The 15502-nt window shown below is 69.8% G+C and carries 16 protein-coding genes and 2 pseudogenes; 10 read left to right on the top strand and 8 right to left on the bottom strand.

The window, feature by feature from the left end; genetic code table 11:
- Positions 1-23 precede the first annotated feature (23 nt).
- Both OIE13_RS21620 and OIE13_RS21615 read left to right on the top strand, forming a co-directional pair.
- Positions 24-341, top strand: a pseudogene (locus OIE13_RS21620) (cyclase family protein); the annotation flags it as partial.
- 71 nt (positions 342-412) lie between these two features.
- Complete coding sequence (locus OIE13_RS21615) at positions 413-1642, top strand: ROK family transcriptional regulator (protein ID WP_326636956.1); 1230 nt, start codon at positions 413-415, stop codon at positions 1640-1642.
- A gap of 17 nt (positions 1643-1659) precedes the next feature.
- Here the strand turns inward: OIE13_RS21615 and OIE13_RS21610 are convergent, their stop codons facing one another.
- Positions 1660-2823, bottom strand: a complete 1164-nt coding sequence (locus OIE13_RS21610) for an AMP-binding protein (RefSeq protein ID WP_326828624.1) — start codon at positions 2821-2823, stop codon at positions 1660-1662.
- Positions 2824-2853: 30 nt separating this feature from the next.
- Positions 2854-3042 carry a hypothetical protein gene (locus tag OIE13_RS21605; protein ID WP_326636960.1) on the bottom strand — a complete coding sequence of 63 codons (189 nt, stop codon included), beginning with the start codon at positions 3040-3042 and terminating at the stop codon, positions 2854-2856.
- Positions 3043-3900: 858 nt separating this feature from the next.
- Here OIE13_RS21605 and OIE13_RS21600 point away from each other — a divergent pair.
- The 4 genes from OIE13_RS21600 (at position 3901) to OIE13_RS21585 (ending at position 7052) form a co-directional block, all read left to right on the top strand.
- A complete protein-coding gene (locus OIE13_RS21600) occupies positions 3901-4557 on the top strand; it encodes a hypothetical protein (protein WP_326636962.1) in 657 nt (218 codons plus the stop codon).
- A gap of 380 nt (positions 4558-4937) precedes the next feature.
- The gene (locus tag OIE13_RS21595; protein WP_326636963.1) at positions 4938-5390 is read left to right on the top strand and encodes an N-6 DNA methylase; all 453 of its coding nucleotides are present in this window, start codon (positions 4938-4940) and stop codon (positions 5388-5390) included.
- The gene (locus OIE13_RS21590; RefSeq protein ID WP_326830306.1) at positions 5318-5782 is read left to right on the top strand and encodes an N-6 DNA methylase; all 465 of its coding nucleotides are present in this window, start codon (positions 5318-5320) and stop codon (positions 5780-5782) included. Before OIE13_RS21595 ends, OIE13_RS21590 begins: the two co-directional genes overlap by 73 nt.
- 10 nt (positions 5783-5792) lie before the next feature.
- Complete coding sequence (locus tag OIE13_RS21585; protein ID WP_326636966.1) at positions 5793-7052, top strand: alpha/beta fold hydrolase; 1260 nt, start codon at positions 5793-5795, stop codon at positions 7050-7052.
- A 60-nt stretch (positions 7053-7112) separates the two neighbouring features.
- Here OIE13_RS21585 and OIE13_RS21580 read toward each other — a convergent pair whose 3' ends face one another.
- From OIE13_RS21580 to OIE13_RS21565, 4 genes are all read right to left on the bottom strand, one after another.
- Complete coding sequence (locus OIE13_RS21580; protein ID WP_326636968.1) at positions 7113-7256, bottom strand: hypothetical protein; 144 nt, start codon at positions 7254-7256, stop codon at positions 7113-7115.
- Positions 7257-7325: 69 nt separating this feature from the next.
- Positions 7326-8246 (bottom strand): TrmB family transcriptional regulator, encoded by a 921-nt coding sequence (locus tag OIE13_RS21575; protein WP_326636970.1) that lies wholly within the window; start codon positions 8244-8246, stop codon positions 7326-7328.
- 220 nt (positions 8247-8466) lie between these two features.
- On the bottom strand, positions 8467-9480 hold the full coding sequence (glnII, locus tag OIE13_RS21570) for a glutamine synthetase (RefSeq protein ID WP_326636972.1): 1014 nt from the start codon (positions 9478-9480) through the stop codon (positions 8467-8469).
- Between the two features lie 357 nt (positions 9481-9837).
- Positions 9838-10221 (bottom strand): hypothetical protein, encoded by a 384-nt coding sequence (locus OIE13_RS21565; RefSeq protein ID WP_326636975.1) that lies wholly within the window; start codon positions 10219-10221, stop codon positions 9838-9840.
- Positions 10222-10409: 188 nt separating this feature from the next.
- Between OIE13_RS21565 and OIE13_RS21560 the strand changes: the two genes are divergently transcribed.
- Together OIE13_RS21560 and OIE13_RS21555 are read left to right on the top strand one after the other, a co-directional pair.
- Positions 10410-11315 (top strand): MurR/RpiR family transcriptional regulator, encoded by a 906-nt coding sequence (locus OIE13_RS21560; protein ID WP_326636977.1) that lies wholly within the window; start codon positions 10410-10412, stop codon positions 11313-11315.
- On the top strand, positions 11260-11493 hold the full coding sequence (locus OIE13_RS21555; RefSeq protein ID WP_326636979.1) for a zinc ribbon domain-containing protein: 234 nt from the start codon (positions 11260-11262) through the stop codon (positions 11491-11493). The genes OIE13_RS21560 and OIE13_RS21555 overlap by 56 nt, the downstream gene beginning before the upstream one ends.
- Before the next feature lie 315 nt (positions 11494-11808).
- On the opposite strand, the gene OIE13_RS21550 is transcribed toward OIE13_RS21555, so the two are convergent.
- On the bottom strand, positions 11809-12492 hold the full coding sequence (locus tag OIE13_RS21550; protein WP_326636981.1) for a DNA alkylation repair protein: 684 nt from the start codon (positions 12490-12492) through the stop codon (positions 11809-11811).
- 86 nt (positions 12493-12578) lie between these two features.
- Positions 12579-13277 (bottom strand): TetR/AcrR family transcriptional regulator, encoded by a 699-nt coding sequence (locus OIE13_RS21545; protein ID WP_442815987.1) that lies wholly within the window; start codon positions 13275-13277, stop codon positions 12579-12581.
- Between the two features lie 114 nt (positions 13278-13391).
- Between OIE13_RS21545 and OIE13_RS21540 the strand changes: the two are divergent.
- Both OIE13_RS21540 and OIE13_RS21535 read left to right on the top strand, forming a co-directional pair.
- Positions 13392-13586, top strand: a pseudogene (locus OIE13_RS21540) (acetyl-CoA C-acetyltransferase); the annotation flags it as partial.
- Between the two features lie 285 nt (positions 13587-13871).
- Positions 13872-15392, top strand: a complete 1521-nt coding sequence (locus tag OIE13_RS21535) for a glycoside hydrolase family 3 protein (RefSeq protein ID WP_326636985.1) — start codon at positions 13872-13874, stop codon at positions 15390-15392.
- Positions 15393-15502 lie beyond the last annotated feature (110 nt).

Genomic DNA, 15502 nt, shown 5'->3' with positions numbered 1-15502 from the left:
TCGTCGTGGCGGACGTGGACGAGCCCGCCGCTGTGGACCGTCTCGGGGCCGCCTGCCGTGCCGTCACCGGCCAGGTGATCAGCCTGGCCATGCCGATCAGGGGGGCCACATCCTCGCCCGCCCCCACGACGGTCCCGCACCTGCGGGGCCGCCCGCTGCCGCAGCACTTCATGTCCGTGGACGGCGACGACTACGCGGCCGGCACCCGCCCGATCGGGGCCGGGCTGCGGATGGCCGACGACGCCCTGATGGTCACCCACCACGGCACCACGACTCATGTGGACGCGCTCTGCCACATGTGGGCGGGGGAGGAGCTCTGCAACGGGCGGGAGTGCGCTCGATGAGCATTGGCCGTGAGTGGCTAGAATAATAGTTGTACTAACATTTGAAATTACTTCCCCGGGGGAGAAGCATGAGCCGTCCACAGCGGGGGACCCTCCGTGACGTGCGGAAGGGCAACCGGTCCGTGGTCCTGTGGACGTTGTATTTCGCCAACGAGCTGAGCAGGCACGACCTGGCCCAGACGACCGGTCTCAGTGCCGCGACGGTCAGCAACGTGATCGGCGACCTCGTCGCGGACGGCATCGTGGTCGAGACCGGTTCCGTCGACTCCGACGGCGGGCGGCCGCGGATCATGCTCAGGGTCGATCCCTCGTACGGATACGTGGTCGGGATGGGGGTCGGGGAGACACACGTCCGCGTCGAGCTGTACGACCTGGCGATGAAGGAGCGGGCGAGGAAGGAGTTCGCCCTCGACCCGAGCCGCCACGAGCCCGCCGTGGTGGCCCGTCACATCCTCGACGGGCTGGAGGCGGTCCTGTCGGAGGCGGGGGCGGACGAGTCCGAGGTGCTCGGCATGGGGCTGGGCGTCCCAGGTGTCGCCGAGCAGGGGCCCGACCTGCTCATCCACGCCCGCGCGTTCGGCTGGGACGGCGTACCGCTGGGCGCGCTGCTGCGCGAGGGCACCTCGATCCCGGTCTTCGCCGACAACGGGGTCAAGACCACCGGCCAGGCCGAGCTCTGGTTCGGGGCGGGCAAGGGCGCCCAGCACCTGGTCATGACCTTCATCGGCACCGGCGCCGGGGCGAGCGTCATCACCGGCGGCGTCACCTACCGGGGAACGGCGAACGGCGCGGGGGAGTGGGGCCACACGAAGATCGTCCTCGACGGGCGCCCCTGCCGCTGCGGCAGCCGGGGCTGCCTGGAGGCGTACGTCGGCGCCGAGGCGATCCTCGCCGGCGCGGGAAGGGGCCTGGGGGACGACGACGAGGAGGGCGTCTTCGCCGCGCTTCTCGCCGACCCGCTGGCCAGGCCCGCGTTCGAGGAGGCCGTCCGCTGTCTCGGGGCGGGGCTGGCCAACCTCATCAACCTGGTCAACCCCGAGCGTGTCATCCTTGGCGGCTGGGCCGGGTCCCTGCTCGGGCGGGAGTTCCTCAGCGAGATCCGCGCCGCCGCCGCCAGGTACGCCCTGCCCCTGCCCTTCTCGCAGGCGTCGATCGAGCTGGGCAGGCTCGGCCCCGAGGCGGTCGCCCTGGGCGCGGCCACCCTGGTCGTCGAGGACTTCCTGCTGCGCAGCCACGCGGTGCGTCCCGCGGGCCGGGTCGCGACCCCGGCGCCGGCGGCCGGGCCCGCGCACGCCTGACCGGCCTCCGGCGCCGATCAGCTTCTCGTCGCCGTCGGCGATGTGCTCCAGAGTGGTGAAGCGGGCCATGTGCTCAAGCATGTCGGCGGGGTAGCGGCCGTTGAGAATCGGGTCGAGGAAGATCCGGTTGTGCAGGCCGTCGACGAGACGAAGTCCACATGCCGCGGCTTCTTGTACGAGGCGAGTCCGCCCCGCACGTGCTCGACGATCTCCTCGGCGGAGGCCGTGGCTCCGTCCCCGAGGACCACGACGGCCTTCACCGCCTGCCGCCACCGCTCGTCGGGGACGCCGATGACCGCGGCGTCGGCGACGGCGGGATGGGTCTTCAGCACCCGCTCGACCTCGGCCGGATAGATGTTCTCGTTGCCGGACTTGATCATGCGGAGCCTGGGGCCGATGAAGGTGATCGTGCCGTCGGCCTCGCGGCGGCCGAGGTCACCGGTGTGGTGCCAGCCCCCGCGCGTCTTCGCCTCGTTGAGTTCAGGTTTGTTGAAATATCCAGAAAAAAGAGACTTGCCGCGGGCGCAGATCTCGCCCACCTCTCCCGTGGGCACCTCCTCGCCGTCAGGGGAGAGGATGCGCACCTGGACCAGCGGCGACGGCCGTCCGGCGAACCTCGTGGCGCCCGGGGCGAGCCCGAGGAAGGTCAGCATCCCGGCCACCTCCGTCTGCCCGTAGCCGCCCATCTTCGACCGGCACCAGGGGGAGTCGTCCACGCTCGTCATGGCGTCCCATTCGGCCGGGTGGGAGACGAAGTGGAGCGACGTCAGGTCGTACCCGCCGTCCTCGTTGGCCTTCGCCACCGCGTCGATCATCTGTCCGAACAGGAACGCCTGGGTGACCTTCTCCGCGTCGACGAGGCGGCAGACCTCGCCGGCGTCGAAAGCCGGAGTGAAGACGTTCGTCCCGCCGATCTGCAGCGTGGCCAGGCAGAACATCATCGTGCCCACGTGGAAGAGCGGGCCGCTGTTCAGGAAGGTGAAGCCCGGCTCCATCTGCCGCACCACCAGCAGCGAGGTGCTGTGCGCGATCAGGGCGGCGCTGCTAAGCAGCGCCGCGTTGGGGCGGCCGTCGAAGGCGGCGGTGTAGAGCGCGAGCACCGGTGCCGTGTCGTCGGCGTCGTCGGCGTCGTCGGCGTCGTCGGCGTCGTCGCCGACGTCGCCGACGAACCCGCCGGGCAAGGTATCCGGGGACCCTGCGGCCAGGAACGCCTAATAGTCCGCTCCCGCCAGGATCCAGCCCTCGCCGCTCAGCGGGGCGGCGACCTCGGACTCCTCCCAGACGACGACCTTCGGAGCGAGGTCCGAAAGGACGAAGGAGAGCTCGCCGGTCGACTGCCGCCAGTTGGCCGGGCAGAGGATCGCGCCGAGGTCGCGTCCACGGACACGGTGTACGAGCATCCGAATCCGGTGAGCCGGTCACGGTGGAAAAGCGCGGCGTCGTCCGTGGGGAAAAGCGCGGCGAGGGTGGTGGAGTGCTTCAGGACCGCTCGTTGGTGTCGTGTCGTGCGGGGTGGAAGGTCAAAAGCGCGCCGAGGACCGTGGAGTGGCCCCAGACCGCCCATCGGTACGGGTCCGCCGCGGTGCGGAAGAATTCGGGCCGCTCCTCGCCGCCGCCTCGTGCGAGGCTCTCGCCGTGCGGGGTACGAAGGTCCGCGGGGCGTCCGGTCAGGGGTCTCCCTCGGCCGGGTGCGGGGACGAATCGGGCCTTCCACCACGAAAGGCGGCCCATCCGAGGGGGCGGGAGTGGCGCTTTCCTTGATCTGGGTGAATCCGCACGCCCCCAGCGTGCCAACTCATCCAGATCATGGAAAATCCCCGATCGTCACCGCCACGGCCCCGCCTCCACGCCCGCCATGACCCGCTTTGCCCCCTCCCGGAGCTCCACCGGCCCGCCCCCGGTCACCCACACCCGGCCAACGCCCGCCACCACCCCGCACGATGCGTTGCCGGTGAGCGGTCCCGAGCGACTCCGCCGCCCTCGCCGCGTTTTTGATCTTCCACCCCGCACGATGCGTTGCCGGTGAGCGGCCCCCAACCACTCCACCGCCCTCGCCGCGCTTTTCCCCACGTACATCGTCGTCCACGCGAAGAGATCTTCGGGACATGAAGCCGGTCCGGGGATGTGATGATCCGGGGTCGGCGTGCAAAAAGCCGCGCCCCGGGCGGCATGCGAAGCAGAGGCGGGCCCGGGGCGTACGCGTTCACTCTACCCGTTGGTACCGGTCCCTAACAGTCGATCCCCCAGAGAGAGCGGTCGTGACTTCCGAGTTGCCTGAATGGTTCCAGCGGGTGTTCTCCACACCGCGATTCGCGCCTTACCTCGACGCTTCCGGACGGAATGTCACGCGAGCCTGGCAACTGTATCGCTGGAATGTTGAGGTGTCGGAGGCCTTTTACGGCCCTCTGCACTGTCTGGAGGTGGGCCTGCGCAATGCGGAACACGATCAGCTCCGTGCTAAGTACGGCCGGGCCGACTGGTGGGAGACGGCACCACTGCGGAAGCACGACGCCGGGAAGATCGCCAAAGCCCAGGACGATCTGCGTCGCAAGAACCGCGGCCCTTTCACCGCAGATGACGTGCTCGCCGAGCTGTCGTTCGGCTTCTGGGTATCGCTCCTGAGCCAAGCCTATGACCGGCACTTCTGGGTTCCGGCGTTGCACAGGGCTTTCCCGCACTATTCGGGTCGTCGTGACGAGCTGCGCGACCAACTCCAGGCGATGGTGCTGTTCCGCAACAGGATCATGCACCACGAGCCCATCCATCATCGACACCTGGTGGCCGACCACGCGAAGATCTACCGCCTTCTGGGTTACCTGGAGCCTGAGGTCGCACCGTGGTTGCGGCGGTTCGATCGGGTGCCGGAGGTGCTCGCCCGGAGAGTAAAAGAGGACCATGGTGATGAGCAGGCCTGATGGTTACGTGTCTCGGTCCGATATCGCACGGCTCGCAGAGGTGCGACGTCCGGCCGTGACCAACTGGGAACGTCGGCACCGCGATTTCCCGACGCCCAGGTCGATCGAAGGTGAGGAGCTTTTCGAGGTGTCGGCCATCGGCGCATGGCTCGATCGCCGCAGGATCGCGAGCAACGCGCTCATGACAGGGGAACGGATCGGTTCCACGTACGGTGGCCGTTTTCATCGGAACCTGGTGATGCGATCCGGTGAGGAGAAATCGGTGCCCGCCCCCCGTTCTTCCCAGTGCTTCTCCCCGTCCTTCCAGCGAGAAGAACGCCCTGTGGGAAAAGCTCCTGAGGCTGCGCGGCGCCGTTGACGCGGCCTCTTATCGGGATCTCGTGCTCAGCCTGGTCTACCTGCGCGCGCGTGAGAGCGACAGCTGGGCTGCCGTGACACGTGGTCTCCGGGAGGAGCACGGCCCGTATGCCCTGTCGCGCCTGGCCGCACAGCTCCAGGCGATCCTGCCGGACTCCTGGAGGTTCGACCGGTCCGGCTTCGGGATGCCGCACCAGTCCGGTCACGGGCTTGCCGACATCGTGGACGTCATCGATCGGGCGATCGACGCTCAGGAGGGCGCGGTGGTCTTCCACCAGCTGCTGGAACAGTTCGCCGTGCTGGAAGGCCGCAAGGGCGGAGAGTTCCACACACCGGAATCCGTGGCGCGCGCACTGGTCGAGGTCCTGTCGCCGGACCTGCCACGAGCGATCTACGACCCGGCCTGCGGAACGGGCGGACTGCTCGTCGCGGCGGCGGCCCGTCGACGGGCATCGCCGTCACCATCTGGCTGCTGACGCCTCCGAACGAGTTTCGCAAGGAGCTTCTTTTCATCGACGCCTCGGATATGGGACGGATGGTCACCCGTACCCATCGGGAACTCGGCGCCGAGGAGATCCATGAGATGGGCGCCGTCGTCGCCCGTTGGCGGCGAGGTGAAGAGCTGGACTCGGCCTTGGCCATGTCGGTATCGCTCGGGAACGTTCGCGGTCAGGACTACAACCTGAACCCCCGGAAGTACGTCGTGCCGCCCCCTGCAGACGTGTCCGGTGACAAACAGATGGTTGAAGACCTGTGGGGGAAACTCGGCCGCCTGCACGCGCGGGCGGCGGAGGCGATCGTGAGCCCATGTCCCGGGCTGGCCGCCGTTCCTCACGAGGGACGAGGACCATGGCGCGAGGTCCGGTAGTTTTCCGGGGGTGACTGTCCTTCTGCCCGGTGTGGCGCTCACCGACCACGTGTTCACCGTTCCGCTCGACCACGCCGACCCCGGCGGCGAGACGATCGAGGTCTTCGCCCGGGAGGCGGTGGACCCGGCCAGGCAGCGGGAGGACCTGCCGTGGCTGCTCTTCCTGCAGGGCGGTCCCGGCGGCAAGTCGCCGCGCCCGGCCGCCGCGGACGGGTGGCTGGGGCAGGCGCTGAAAACCCACCGCGTCCTGCTGCTCGACCAGCGGGGGACCGGCCGCAGCACACCCATCACCGCGAAGACGGCGTGCGGCACGGACGCCGAGCTCGCCGCCCGCCTCGGGCACTTCAGGGCCGACTCGATCGTGGCCGACGCCGAGCTGATCCGGCGCGAGCTGGCCGGCGACCGGCCCTGGGAGACCCTCGGCCAGAGCTACGGCGGCTTCATCACGCTGACCTACCTCTCGCTGGCCCCCGAGGGCCTGGCGACCTGCTACGTGACCGGTGGTCTGGCCGGGCTCGACGCCACCGCCGACGACGTCTACTCCCGCACCTACCCGCGCGTCCGGGGCAAGGCGCGCCGCTACTTCGCCCGCTATCCGAACGACTCGGGCCGCCTGGACGAGATAGCCGCCCACCTGCGGCTGCGCGAGGTCTCGCTCCCCGACGGCGACCTGCTGACCGTACGCCGCCTGCAGACCCTCGGCATGTGCCTGGGCATGAGCGACGGCGCCGAGTACCTGCACTGGTTGCTGGAGGAGGCCTGGACCGGCGACAGGCTCTCCGACCTGTTCCGGTACGAGGTCATGATGGCCACCGGCTTCGTCGGCAACCCGCTCTACGCGGTCCTGCACGAGTCGATCTACGCCCAGGGCGCAGCCACCGGCTGGGCCGCGCACCGGCTGCTGCCCGAGGAGTTCCACGAGGACGCGGGGCCGACGCTCCCCACCGGGGAGATGATCTATCCCTGGATGTTCGACGAGATCGCCGCGCTCCGCCCCTTCAGGGGCGCCGCCGAGATCCTCGCCACCGCCTCCGGCTGGCCGGCCCTCTACGACCCGGTCCGGCTGGCCGCCAACCGGGTCCCGGTGGTCGCCGCCGTCTACTACGACGACATGTACGTCGACGAGGGCCTGTCCATGCGCACCGCGCGCGCGGTGGGCAACGTGCGGACCTGGGTGACCAACGAGTGGGAGCACGACGGCGTCCGGGTCTCCGGCGGCAAGGTCCTCGCCCACCTGATGGACATCGCGGGCGGCGTCCACGGCTCCTGAACGTCTCGGGGAGAGGGCTGGAGCGTGCCGTCCAAAGCGTCCGCTCCGGACGGCATGGGCTCAGGTGGGGGCGGACGCCTCGGTGACGGGGAGGCGCACCTGGAAGCGGGTGTCGCCGGGCTTCGACTCCACGCGCAGGTCGCGTGCGATGGACCGTGATACACCTGGATCGTCGTCGACGGTCATGATGACCGTTTTGTCCATGTGCTGTCTTCCCCCGGGATGGCGGCACTCGATATGGGGACAATCTCTCTGCAGGATGTCACTTTTGCGTTAAAGCAATCGTTCGTCGGGCGCGGTTGTGCGGGCCGGATCGGTCCCGCGGGGGCGGGGGCCGGGCATCCCCGTGGTGCGTAGCAGGGCGGCCGCGTAACCGTGGTCGCTGAGGAAGCGCTTGAGCTCGGGGTCGCGGGCACAGAGTTCGCTCATGCCCTCGTGGCCGACCCGGTCGGCGATGATCTGCAGGGCGATGTCCTGCCTGACGTACTCGACGGCCATAGCGGCGACGGCCGGGTCCTCGGTGTAGACGCCCCACGCGGTGCCGCCGGCGAAGCCGCCGACCAGGGCCTCCCGCCGGTCGCCCACGACGACCAGCAGCCGATGCTCCGGGCCCTGCCCCTCCTGGGCCTCCGTGGTCGCGCACGGAGGGGGGAAGCGGCGCTCGTAGAGATTCCCGACCGGTTTCCGCACCGCCCCGAAGTGCACCACCGAGGTCTCGACCCCGCGCTCGACGGCTCGTTCGACCAGTGCGGAGAGCCGCCCCATCTCCTCGGGCCAGATCGACAGGAACAGGTCGGTATGCGCCTCGGCCACCACGTCCTCGGCCCGCGCGAGCAGCGCCTCCGCGTCCTTGAGGCTGTGGATCAGGTGGGCCCCGGGGGACGCCACGATCACGGGCAGCGAGACCTCCAGCGACTCGATCGAGTCGTCGAACTCCCGGCGCATGCGCTCCAGCAGGGAACGCGGTGGCAGAGGCAGGTAGTCGACGGTGTCGCCGGTGCCACGCAGCTCATAGGCCGCGCCCTTGGCCACCAGCTTGCCCAGTGTCGCGTAGACCATGCTGCGTGGCACGCCTGAGCGCTTGGCGACCTCATAGCCGTTGAGGGGCTGCCCGGCACCGACCAAGGTGACGTACGCCTTGGCCTCGTAGCCCGACATCCCCAAACGCTGTAATTGCTCCACTACGTCCCGCATCGCAGTTATGGTACGGCGCAAGCTACCCCTTTAGCGCTGTCCTAAAGCAGCTGTTTGGTGGGATTTTCGTCACGCGCTCGAGATGGAGGCCGTGTGGCTCCTCGGGAAACGGGAAAGAAGTGGCTCCCCGGGAAACGGGAAAGAGGTGGTTCCCCGGGAAAGCGGAAGGCCGCGGACGCCCCCGGCAGGACGTTCGCGGCCTTCCGTTCTTCGGTCGGGATCAGACCTGTTCGGCCTTCTCCAGAGCGGCGCAGCAGGTGTTCACGATGAGGCGGGTCACCAGGTAGGGGTCGACGTTGGCGTTCGGACGCCGGTCCTCGATGTAGCCCTTCTTCTCCACCTCGACCTGCCACGGGATGCGGACCGAGGCGCCGCGGTCGGAGACGCCGTAGCTGAACTCGTTCCAGGGGGCGGTCTCGTGCAGACCGGTGAGGCGGTCCTCGATGCCGGAGCCGTAGTGCTTGACGTGCTCCAGGGCGTTCGCCGCGAGGGCCTCGCAGGCGGTGATGATCGGGTCGTAGCCCTCGCGCATCGCCTTGGTGGAGAAGTTGGTGTGCGCGCCCGCGCCGTTCCAGTCACCCTTCACCGGCTTGGCGTCCAGGGTGGCGGCGATGTTGAAGTCCTCGGCGATGCGGTAGAGCAGCCAGCGGGCGATCCACATGTGGTCGGAGACCTCCAGCGGACCGGCCGGGCCGATCTGGAACTCCCACTGCCCGGGCATGACCTCGGCGTTGATGCCGGAGATGGCCAGGCCCGCCTCGATGCAGTAGTCGAGGTGCTTCTCGACGATCTCGCGGCCGAAGACCTCGTCGGCGCCGACGCCGCAGTAGTAGCCACCCTGCGGGGCGGGGAAGCCGCCGAGCGGGAAGCCGAGCGGGCGGCCCTCCTTGAAGAAGGTGTACTCCTGCTCGATGCCGAACCACGACTCCTGGTCGGCGTACTTCTCCGCGACATCGACGAGGGCCGCGCGGGTGTTGCTGGTGTGCGGGGTCATGTCGGTGTTGAGAACCTCGCACAGCACCAGCACGTTGCTGCCGCCGCGGATCGGGTCCAGGCAGGTGAACACCGGCTTGAGCACGCGGTCGGAGGAGGAACCGTCGGCCTGGTTGGTGCTGGACCCGTCGAAGCCCCAGATCGGGAGTTCGGCACCGTCCGCCATGACCTTGGTCTTTGAGCGGAGCTTGGCGGTCGGCTCGGTGCCGTCGATCCAGATGTATTCGGCCTTGAAGGTCATCGGCGGAGTCCTTGAGGGTGGAGGGGTCTGCTGCCCCCAAAGGTTCGCAAGTCGCGATTTCACAACTGTTGCCCGTATGTGAACAGGGTGTTACCCGGCATCGTCTGGGCAGGCAGTGGCCGCGCCGGAAACCGCACATTCCACTCTCGACCCCTGTGAGCTGCCCTTTTGTGGGACGATTGGAACGATGTAGACATCCGTCGGGGAGGGGACGGCGGGTCGCGGGGCGCCGGGCGGACATCGGGGTGGACGTCGTCCGTCCCGACTGAGGCCACGACGCGCGCGGGGGGTGGGCGAGTGCCGACCACGCCGGGTCGATCACCCGACGGGACACGACGCGTTCGGGGCCGGGCGGGCTCAGCTGGACTCGTCCCAGTCATCCTCCCGCGACCTGGCCAGCTCGGCCTCCATCTCCTCCAGCTCCCGCATGAACCCCTGAAACCCCCTCGGGCCCAGACGGCGCCAGACGAGCAGCTGCAGAGAGCGCGTCTCCTCGTCCACCGGCGGTTCCTCGTGGCGCGGCGCCTGCGTCTCCTGAGCCTGCGTCTCCTGAGCCTGCCGGTCCGCGGCCTGGAGCTCCTCGACCGTGAGGCGGACTCCGTGCTCGCGTTCGAGTAGCCGGATGTGCGGATCGTTGCGCAGTCTCTGGTCCCGGGCGCGCCGGGCGCGCCGGGCGGCCAGCTCGTCGTGGACGTGCGCGCTGGAAACCTGGTGGGGCGTGTCGGCCGGACGTCGAGTCATCGTGGGGTTCGCCTCCGTCGGGCGGCTCCTTTTCTGGAACCTCTGCCATGAACGACGCTCGAAAGGCGGCAGAGGTTGTCGGAGTTCTTCCGCGGGCTCCGGCGACACGGGCGTCACGCCCTCCACCATGCCCCGATGGTCTTGACGCGGCCTCGGGTTGAGAATAATTTTCATCCAGATGATGGTTGATGAAAGGAATGCTTGTGGCCGCAGGTGCGCTCGGACGTATCCAGACCGAGACACCCGCGCTGCCGGAGGCGCTGCGCCGGGTGGGTGAGGCGATCCTGGCCGACCCCGCGGAGGCGGCGCGATCCACGATCATCACGCTGGCCGAGCGGAGCGGCAGCTCGCCCGCCACGGTCACCCGTTTCTGCAGGGTGTTCGGTTTCATGGGATATGCCGGGCTACGGGTCGCGCTGGCCACCGAGACCGGCCGCGCGGCGCAGGCCAACTGGGACATGGGGGTGGGCCACGAGATCGGCCCCACCGACCCGCTCGACGCGGCGATCGGCATGATGGCCGCCGCCGACTCGCGGCTCATCCAGGAGACCGCGGCCCAACTCGACGCGACCACCGTCGCCAAGGTCGCCGAGGCCATCGTCGCGGCCCGCCGCATCCTCATCTTCGGGGTCTCCACCAGCGGGGCGGTGGCCGGGATGATGGGCGGGCGGTTGCGCCGCATCCGGATCCCCTGCTGGAGCCACGCCGACGCGCACGAGGCGCTCGCCGACGCCGCGCTGCTCGGTGCGGGCGACGTCGCCATCGGCATCTCCCACCAGGGCCGCACCCGCGAGGTGCTGGAGTCCCTCGGCGAGGCCGGAGACCGGGGCGCGCTGACCGTCGCGGTCACCTCCTTCGCCCGTTCCCCGCTGGCGGAGCTGGCGGAGCTGGTGCTGACCACCGCCAGCCGCGAGACCACCTTCCGGCTGGGCGGCCTGGCCGCCGTCCACTCCCAGCTCTTCGTCCTCGACACCGTCTATGTCGCGGTCGCGCAGCGCACCTACGAGCAGACGAACGAGGCGTTCGAGCTGACGATTGGTGAAGGTCCCCGCGCGGGGGACCTCGCAGACCTGTCACCGGTGCGGCCATCGTGACCTGGCGGCCCGGGAGGGGATACGGTACGTCTGCGCCAACCCCGCGTGCGGTTGGGGCGGGCATGCCGACACCAACGCCGCGATCAATATCAAGAACGCCGTCGGAACGCCGGTATCAGGACGTGGAGACCTCGGGGTTACCCGGTCTGCGAAGCGTCAACCCCCGCGCGCCGCTTAACCGCGACGCGACGGGAGAGTCTCCGGCCTTCGGGCCGGGGAGGAGTTCAAACGCTCTTCCAGAGCCAGATCCAGAAGGGCCTCACCGCGGGCGCCCTCACGTAGCGCCCGCCGGGGGCCGGTACCGGCCCATGCCGCCCCCGATCGGCGTCGTCGACGCTCTCGGACGACGAGAGCCGTGGTCAGCCACATGAGTCGGCCACATGAGAACGTGGGCTCCCGAGCTCATGCCCGTATTCCATCCGGGAGATCGCGAACGGGCCGACGGTCACCGTGGAGGTCCGGAGGGAGATCGGCGGTGCGGGTGGGACGAGGGTCAACGCACCGGGAGGTTCTTCAGGGCCTCGCGGCGGCTCAGGCCGCTGATGCCGGTGTGGTCGACGTAGCGGACGACCTCGCCGGGGTTGGTCTTGGCGTACTCGCGCAGGGCCCAGCCGATCGCCTTGCGGGCGAAGAAGTCGTTGTCCGACAGGCTCGGCTCGATGCAGGCGTACAGCAGGCCGGTGTCGGTGGCGGACTTGAAGCGGTTCTGGGAGAGGATGGCCGTCCGGCGTTTCCACAGGTCGGTGCCGTGGGCCCAGCGGAGCATGAGGGGGCGCATGGTGTCGGGGAAGGCCGCCAGCAGGCCGCCGACGCGGTGGACGGCGAGGTCGTCGACATAGTCCCACCAGGCTCCGGTGACGATCATCTCCTCGTACATCGGCAGCGCGTCGAGCGTCTGGAAGCCCCGGTAGAGGCGGAAGCCGGTCAGTTCGATCGCCGCGTAGCGCTCCTCGCGGTACTCGGCCCCGTGCCACAGGGCAAGCGCCGCCTCCCGCCACGCGGGCGCCGTCTCGACGTAGTACTCGATGAAGACCCGCTTCAGCGCCGCGCGGCGGGGGGCGGCCTGCACGCCGAGGAAGGGCATCTCCGACTTCATGTAGGCCCGCATGACCGGAGCCTTGGCGGGGTCGGCCACCTCGGTGAGCGCCATGCGCACGGCCTTCTGCAGTATCTCCATGCTTGCCCACCACTTCCCGTTCGCTTCGCGGACGGCTCGATTCTCACAGGCCGCGTCGCTCGCCGCGCGGGGTTCGCTCACGGGCGTCAGGCCTTCTGGCTGCTCCGCTCGCCGGTCGCCAGGCCGTCGAACAGGACGGTGATGTAGTGCTCGGCGAGGCCGGCGGTGTTGAGGCGCCCCCCTGGGCGGAACCAGCGCACCGCCACCCAGATGGTGTCGCGGATCATGCGGTAGGTGAGCTTGGGGTCGACGTCGGCGCGGAACAGGCCGGCGGCCTGGCCGAGCTTGATCTGCCCGACCCACATCCGCTCGACCTCGTCCTCGGCTTTGACCAGGTAGTCGAAGCGGTCACCGGGGAGCGACCGCAGGTAGTTCCAGTCGTTCTGCATGACGGTGATCGCCGCGCGGTGGGGCTCCAAAGTGCTGAACCCGATGCGCACCATCTCTGAGAGGATCGTGCGGGGGTCGCCGTCCTGTTCGAGGGCGGCGCGGTAACGGCCGACGAGGTCGTCGAGGAAGGTGGCCAGCACCTCGTCGACGATCGTCTCCTTGGAGTCGAAGTGGTGGTAGAGGCTTCCGGAGAGGATGCCGGCCTCTTCGGCGATCTCCCGGACGGTGGTCGCCTGGAAGCCCTTGCGGGCGAAGAGCTCGGCGGCGAGTTTGACGAGATGGTCGCGGCGCTCTGACGCGGAGCCGGAGGCGGCCGCGCGCTTGGTCCCGCCCTGGCGCTTGACCGAGGTCGTGGTCGTGCCGCCGGAGTTCTTTCGCGTGTTCACGCCTCTCATTATGAGCCCTTGCGCAATCGCTTGTTCACCTGAACGCGCCAGCTCGTTCCATCCCCTGCCTGCAACCAAGCGCTTGCTACGCCTGCTGTCAGGCGAACACCGAAGGGATCAGGCATGACCGAGGCGTACATCGTCGGCGCGGTCCGTACCCCGGTGGGCCGCAGGAACGGCGGCCTCGCCGACGCACACCCCGCCGACCTGGGCGCCCACGTCATCCGCGAGCTTGTCGGGTGCACCGGCGTGGCCCCGGAGGCCGTGGACGACGTCGTGTTCGGGTGCGTCGACACCGTCGGCCCGCAGGCCGGCGACGAGGGCGGCGGCCAGGCCAACGTGACGATCATCGAACGGCTCTGACCGCCTCGGGCGAGGCCGCCCCACCCGCCGTCCCCGTCGGCCGATCTTCAACCCACCCTCGTCGAGACCTGTAGACCTTTACTCGAAGGCCAATGGTCAGCCCACTAGCAATTAGGAAACTTTCCTATTAGATTTGCGCCAAGCCGCCGTGGGAGCGCTTTCCCCGGAGGTTCGGGACAACGTGGGGTCTGCGCGCCTTCGGCATGGGACGCCGACCGGTCGTCAGGCGAGGAGTGGTGAATGAAGCGCGGCCCAGAGCTGCTCCGTCTGGCGGAGACCGTCGTCTTTCCCGGTTTCGAGGGCAAGACCCCGCCCGACTGGGTGCGGCGCAGACTCGGTGAGGGGCTGGCCGGGGTGGTGCTCTTCTCCAGGAACATCGCCACCCCCTCCCAGGTCGCCGACCTGACGGCCGCGCTCCGCGAGGAGAACCCCCAGGTCCTCGTCGGCATCGACGAGGAGTCGGGCGAGGTCACCCGCCTGGAGGCGGCCGGCGGGAGCACCCGGCCGGGCAACTTCGCCCTCGGCGTGGTCGACGACACCGGCCTCACCGAGGAGATCGCCGCCGACCTCGGACGCGACCTGGCCCGGGCGGGCGTCAACCTCAACTTCGCCCCCTCGGCGGATGTGAACTCCAACCCTGACAACCCGGTCATCGGTCTGCGCTCCTTCGGCGCGGACCCCGACCTTGTCGCCCGGCACACCGTCGCCTGGATCCGGGGCATGCAGTCGGCGGGCGTGGCGGCCTGCGCCAAGCACTTCCCCGGCCACGGCGACACCTCGGTCGACTCCCACCATGGTGTGCCGCTCGTCGCCGCCGCCGCCGGGGAACTGCGAGACGTGGCGCTGCGGCCCTTCCGCTCGGCCGTCGAGAAGGGGGTGCGCACGGTCATGACCGGCCACCTGCTCGTCTCCGCGCTGGACCCCGTGATGGCCGCCACGCTCAGCCGCCGGGTCCTGCACGACCTGCTCAGGGTCGAGCTGGGCTTCGAAGGCGTCATCGTCACCGACGGCATCGAGATGACCGCGGTCTCCGGCCCGTACGGCATCGGCGGTGCCTCGGCCCTCGCCGTCGCCGCGGGCGCCGACGCGATCTGTGTGGGCGGCGAACACGCCGGAGAAGAGACCGCGATCGCGGTCCGTGACGCGATCGCGGACGCCGTGATCGAGGGCAGGCTCTCCGAGGAACGGCTGGCCGACGCCGCCCGCCGCGTCCGCGAGCTCGCCCGCTGGACCGCGACCGCCCACCGGGACACGCCCGCGCGCGCCGCCTCCGGTGGTTCCGGCGACGCGTCGATCGGCCTGGCCGCGGCCCGGCGCGCGCTGCGGGTCACCCGCCGCTCCGCGACCGCGGCCTTCCCTCTGTCCGCCCCGCCGCACGTCGCCGAACTCGCCCCCGAGATGAACCTCGCCATCGAGAAGGACACCCCCTGGGGTGTCGGCGAGCCGCTCGGCAAGCTCCTCCCCGGCACCACGGTCACCCGGCTGGACGCCTCCACCGCCACCGGGAGCGCCATCGAGGCCGTACTCGCCACCGCGGCCGGGCGCCCCCTGGTCATCGTCGTCCGCGACGCGCACCGCCACCCCTGGCAGACCGACGCGCTCCGGCACCTGCTGGCCGCCCGCTCCGACGCCGTCGTGGTCGAGATGGGCCTGCCCGGCCGCTCCGACCTCGGCGCCGTGCACATCGCCACCCACGGATCCGCCCGCGTCTGCGGCCAGGCCGCCGCCGAACTCCTCGCCGGGGACCCGGGCACCGCCTGACCGACGGCTCGTCTCCGGCGTCGGCGTACGGCGTTGGCACCGGCGTATGGCGTACGGTGTCGGCGCACGGCGCGGGTGAATCAGCGGGAGCCCGCGAGCGTCGCCCGACC

The organism is Streptosporangium sp. NBC_01810 (assembly GCF_035917355.1).
Taxonomy (GTDB): Bacteria; Actinomycetota; Actinomycetes; order Streptosporangiales; family Streptosporangiaceae; genus Streptosporangium.
Note: the sequence above shows the minus strand (reverse complement) of the source record. Positions and strands in the feature narration are given on the sequence as shown.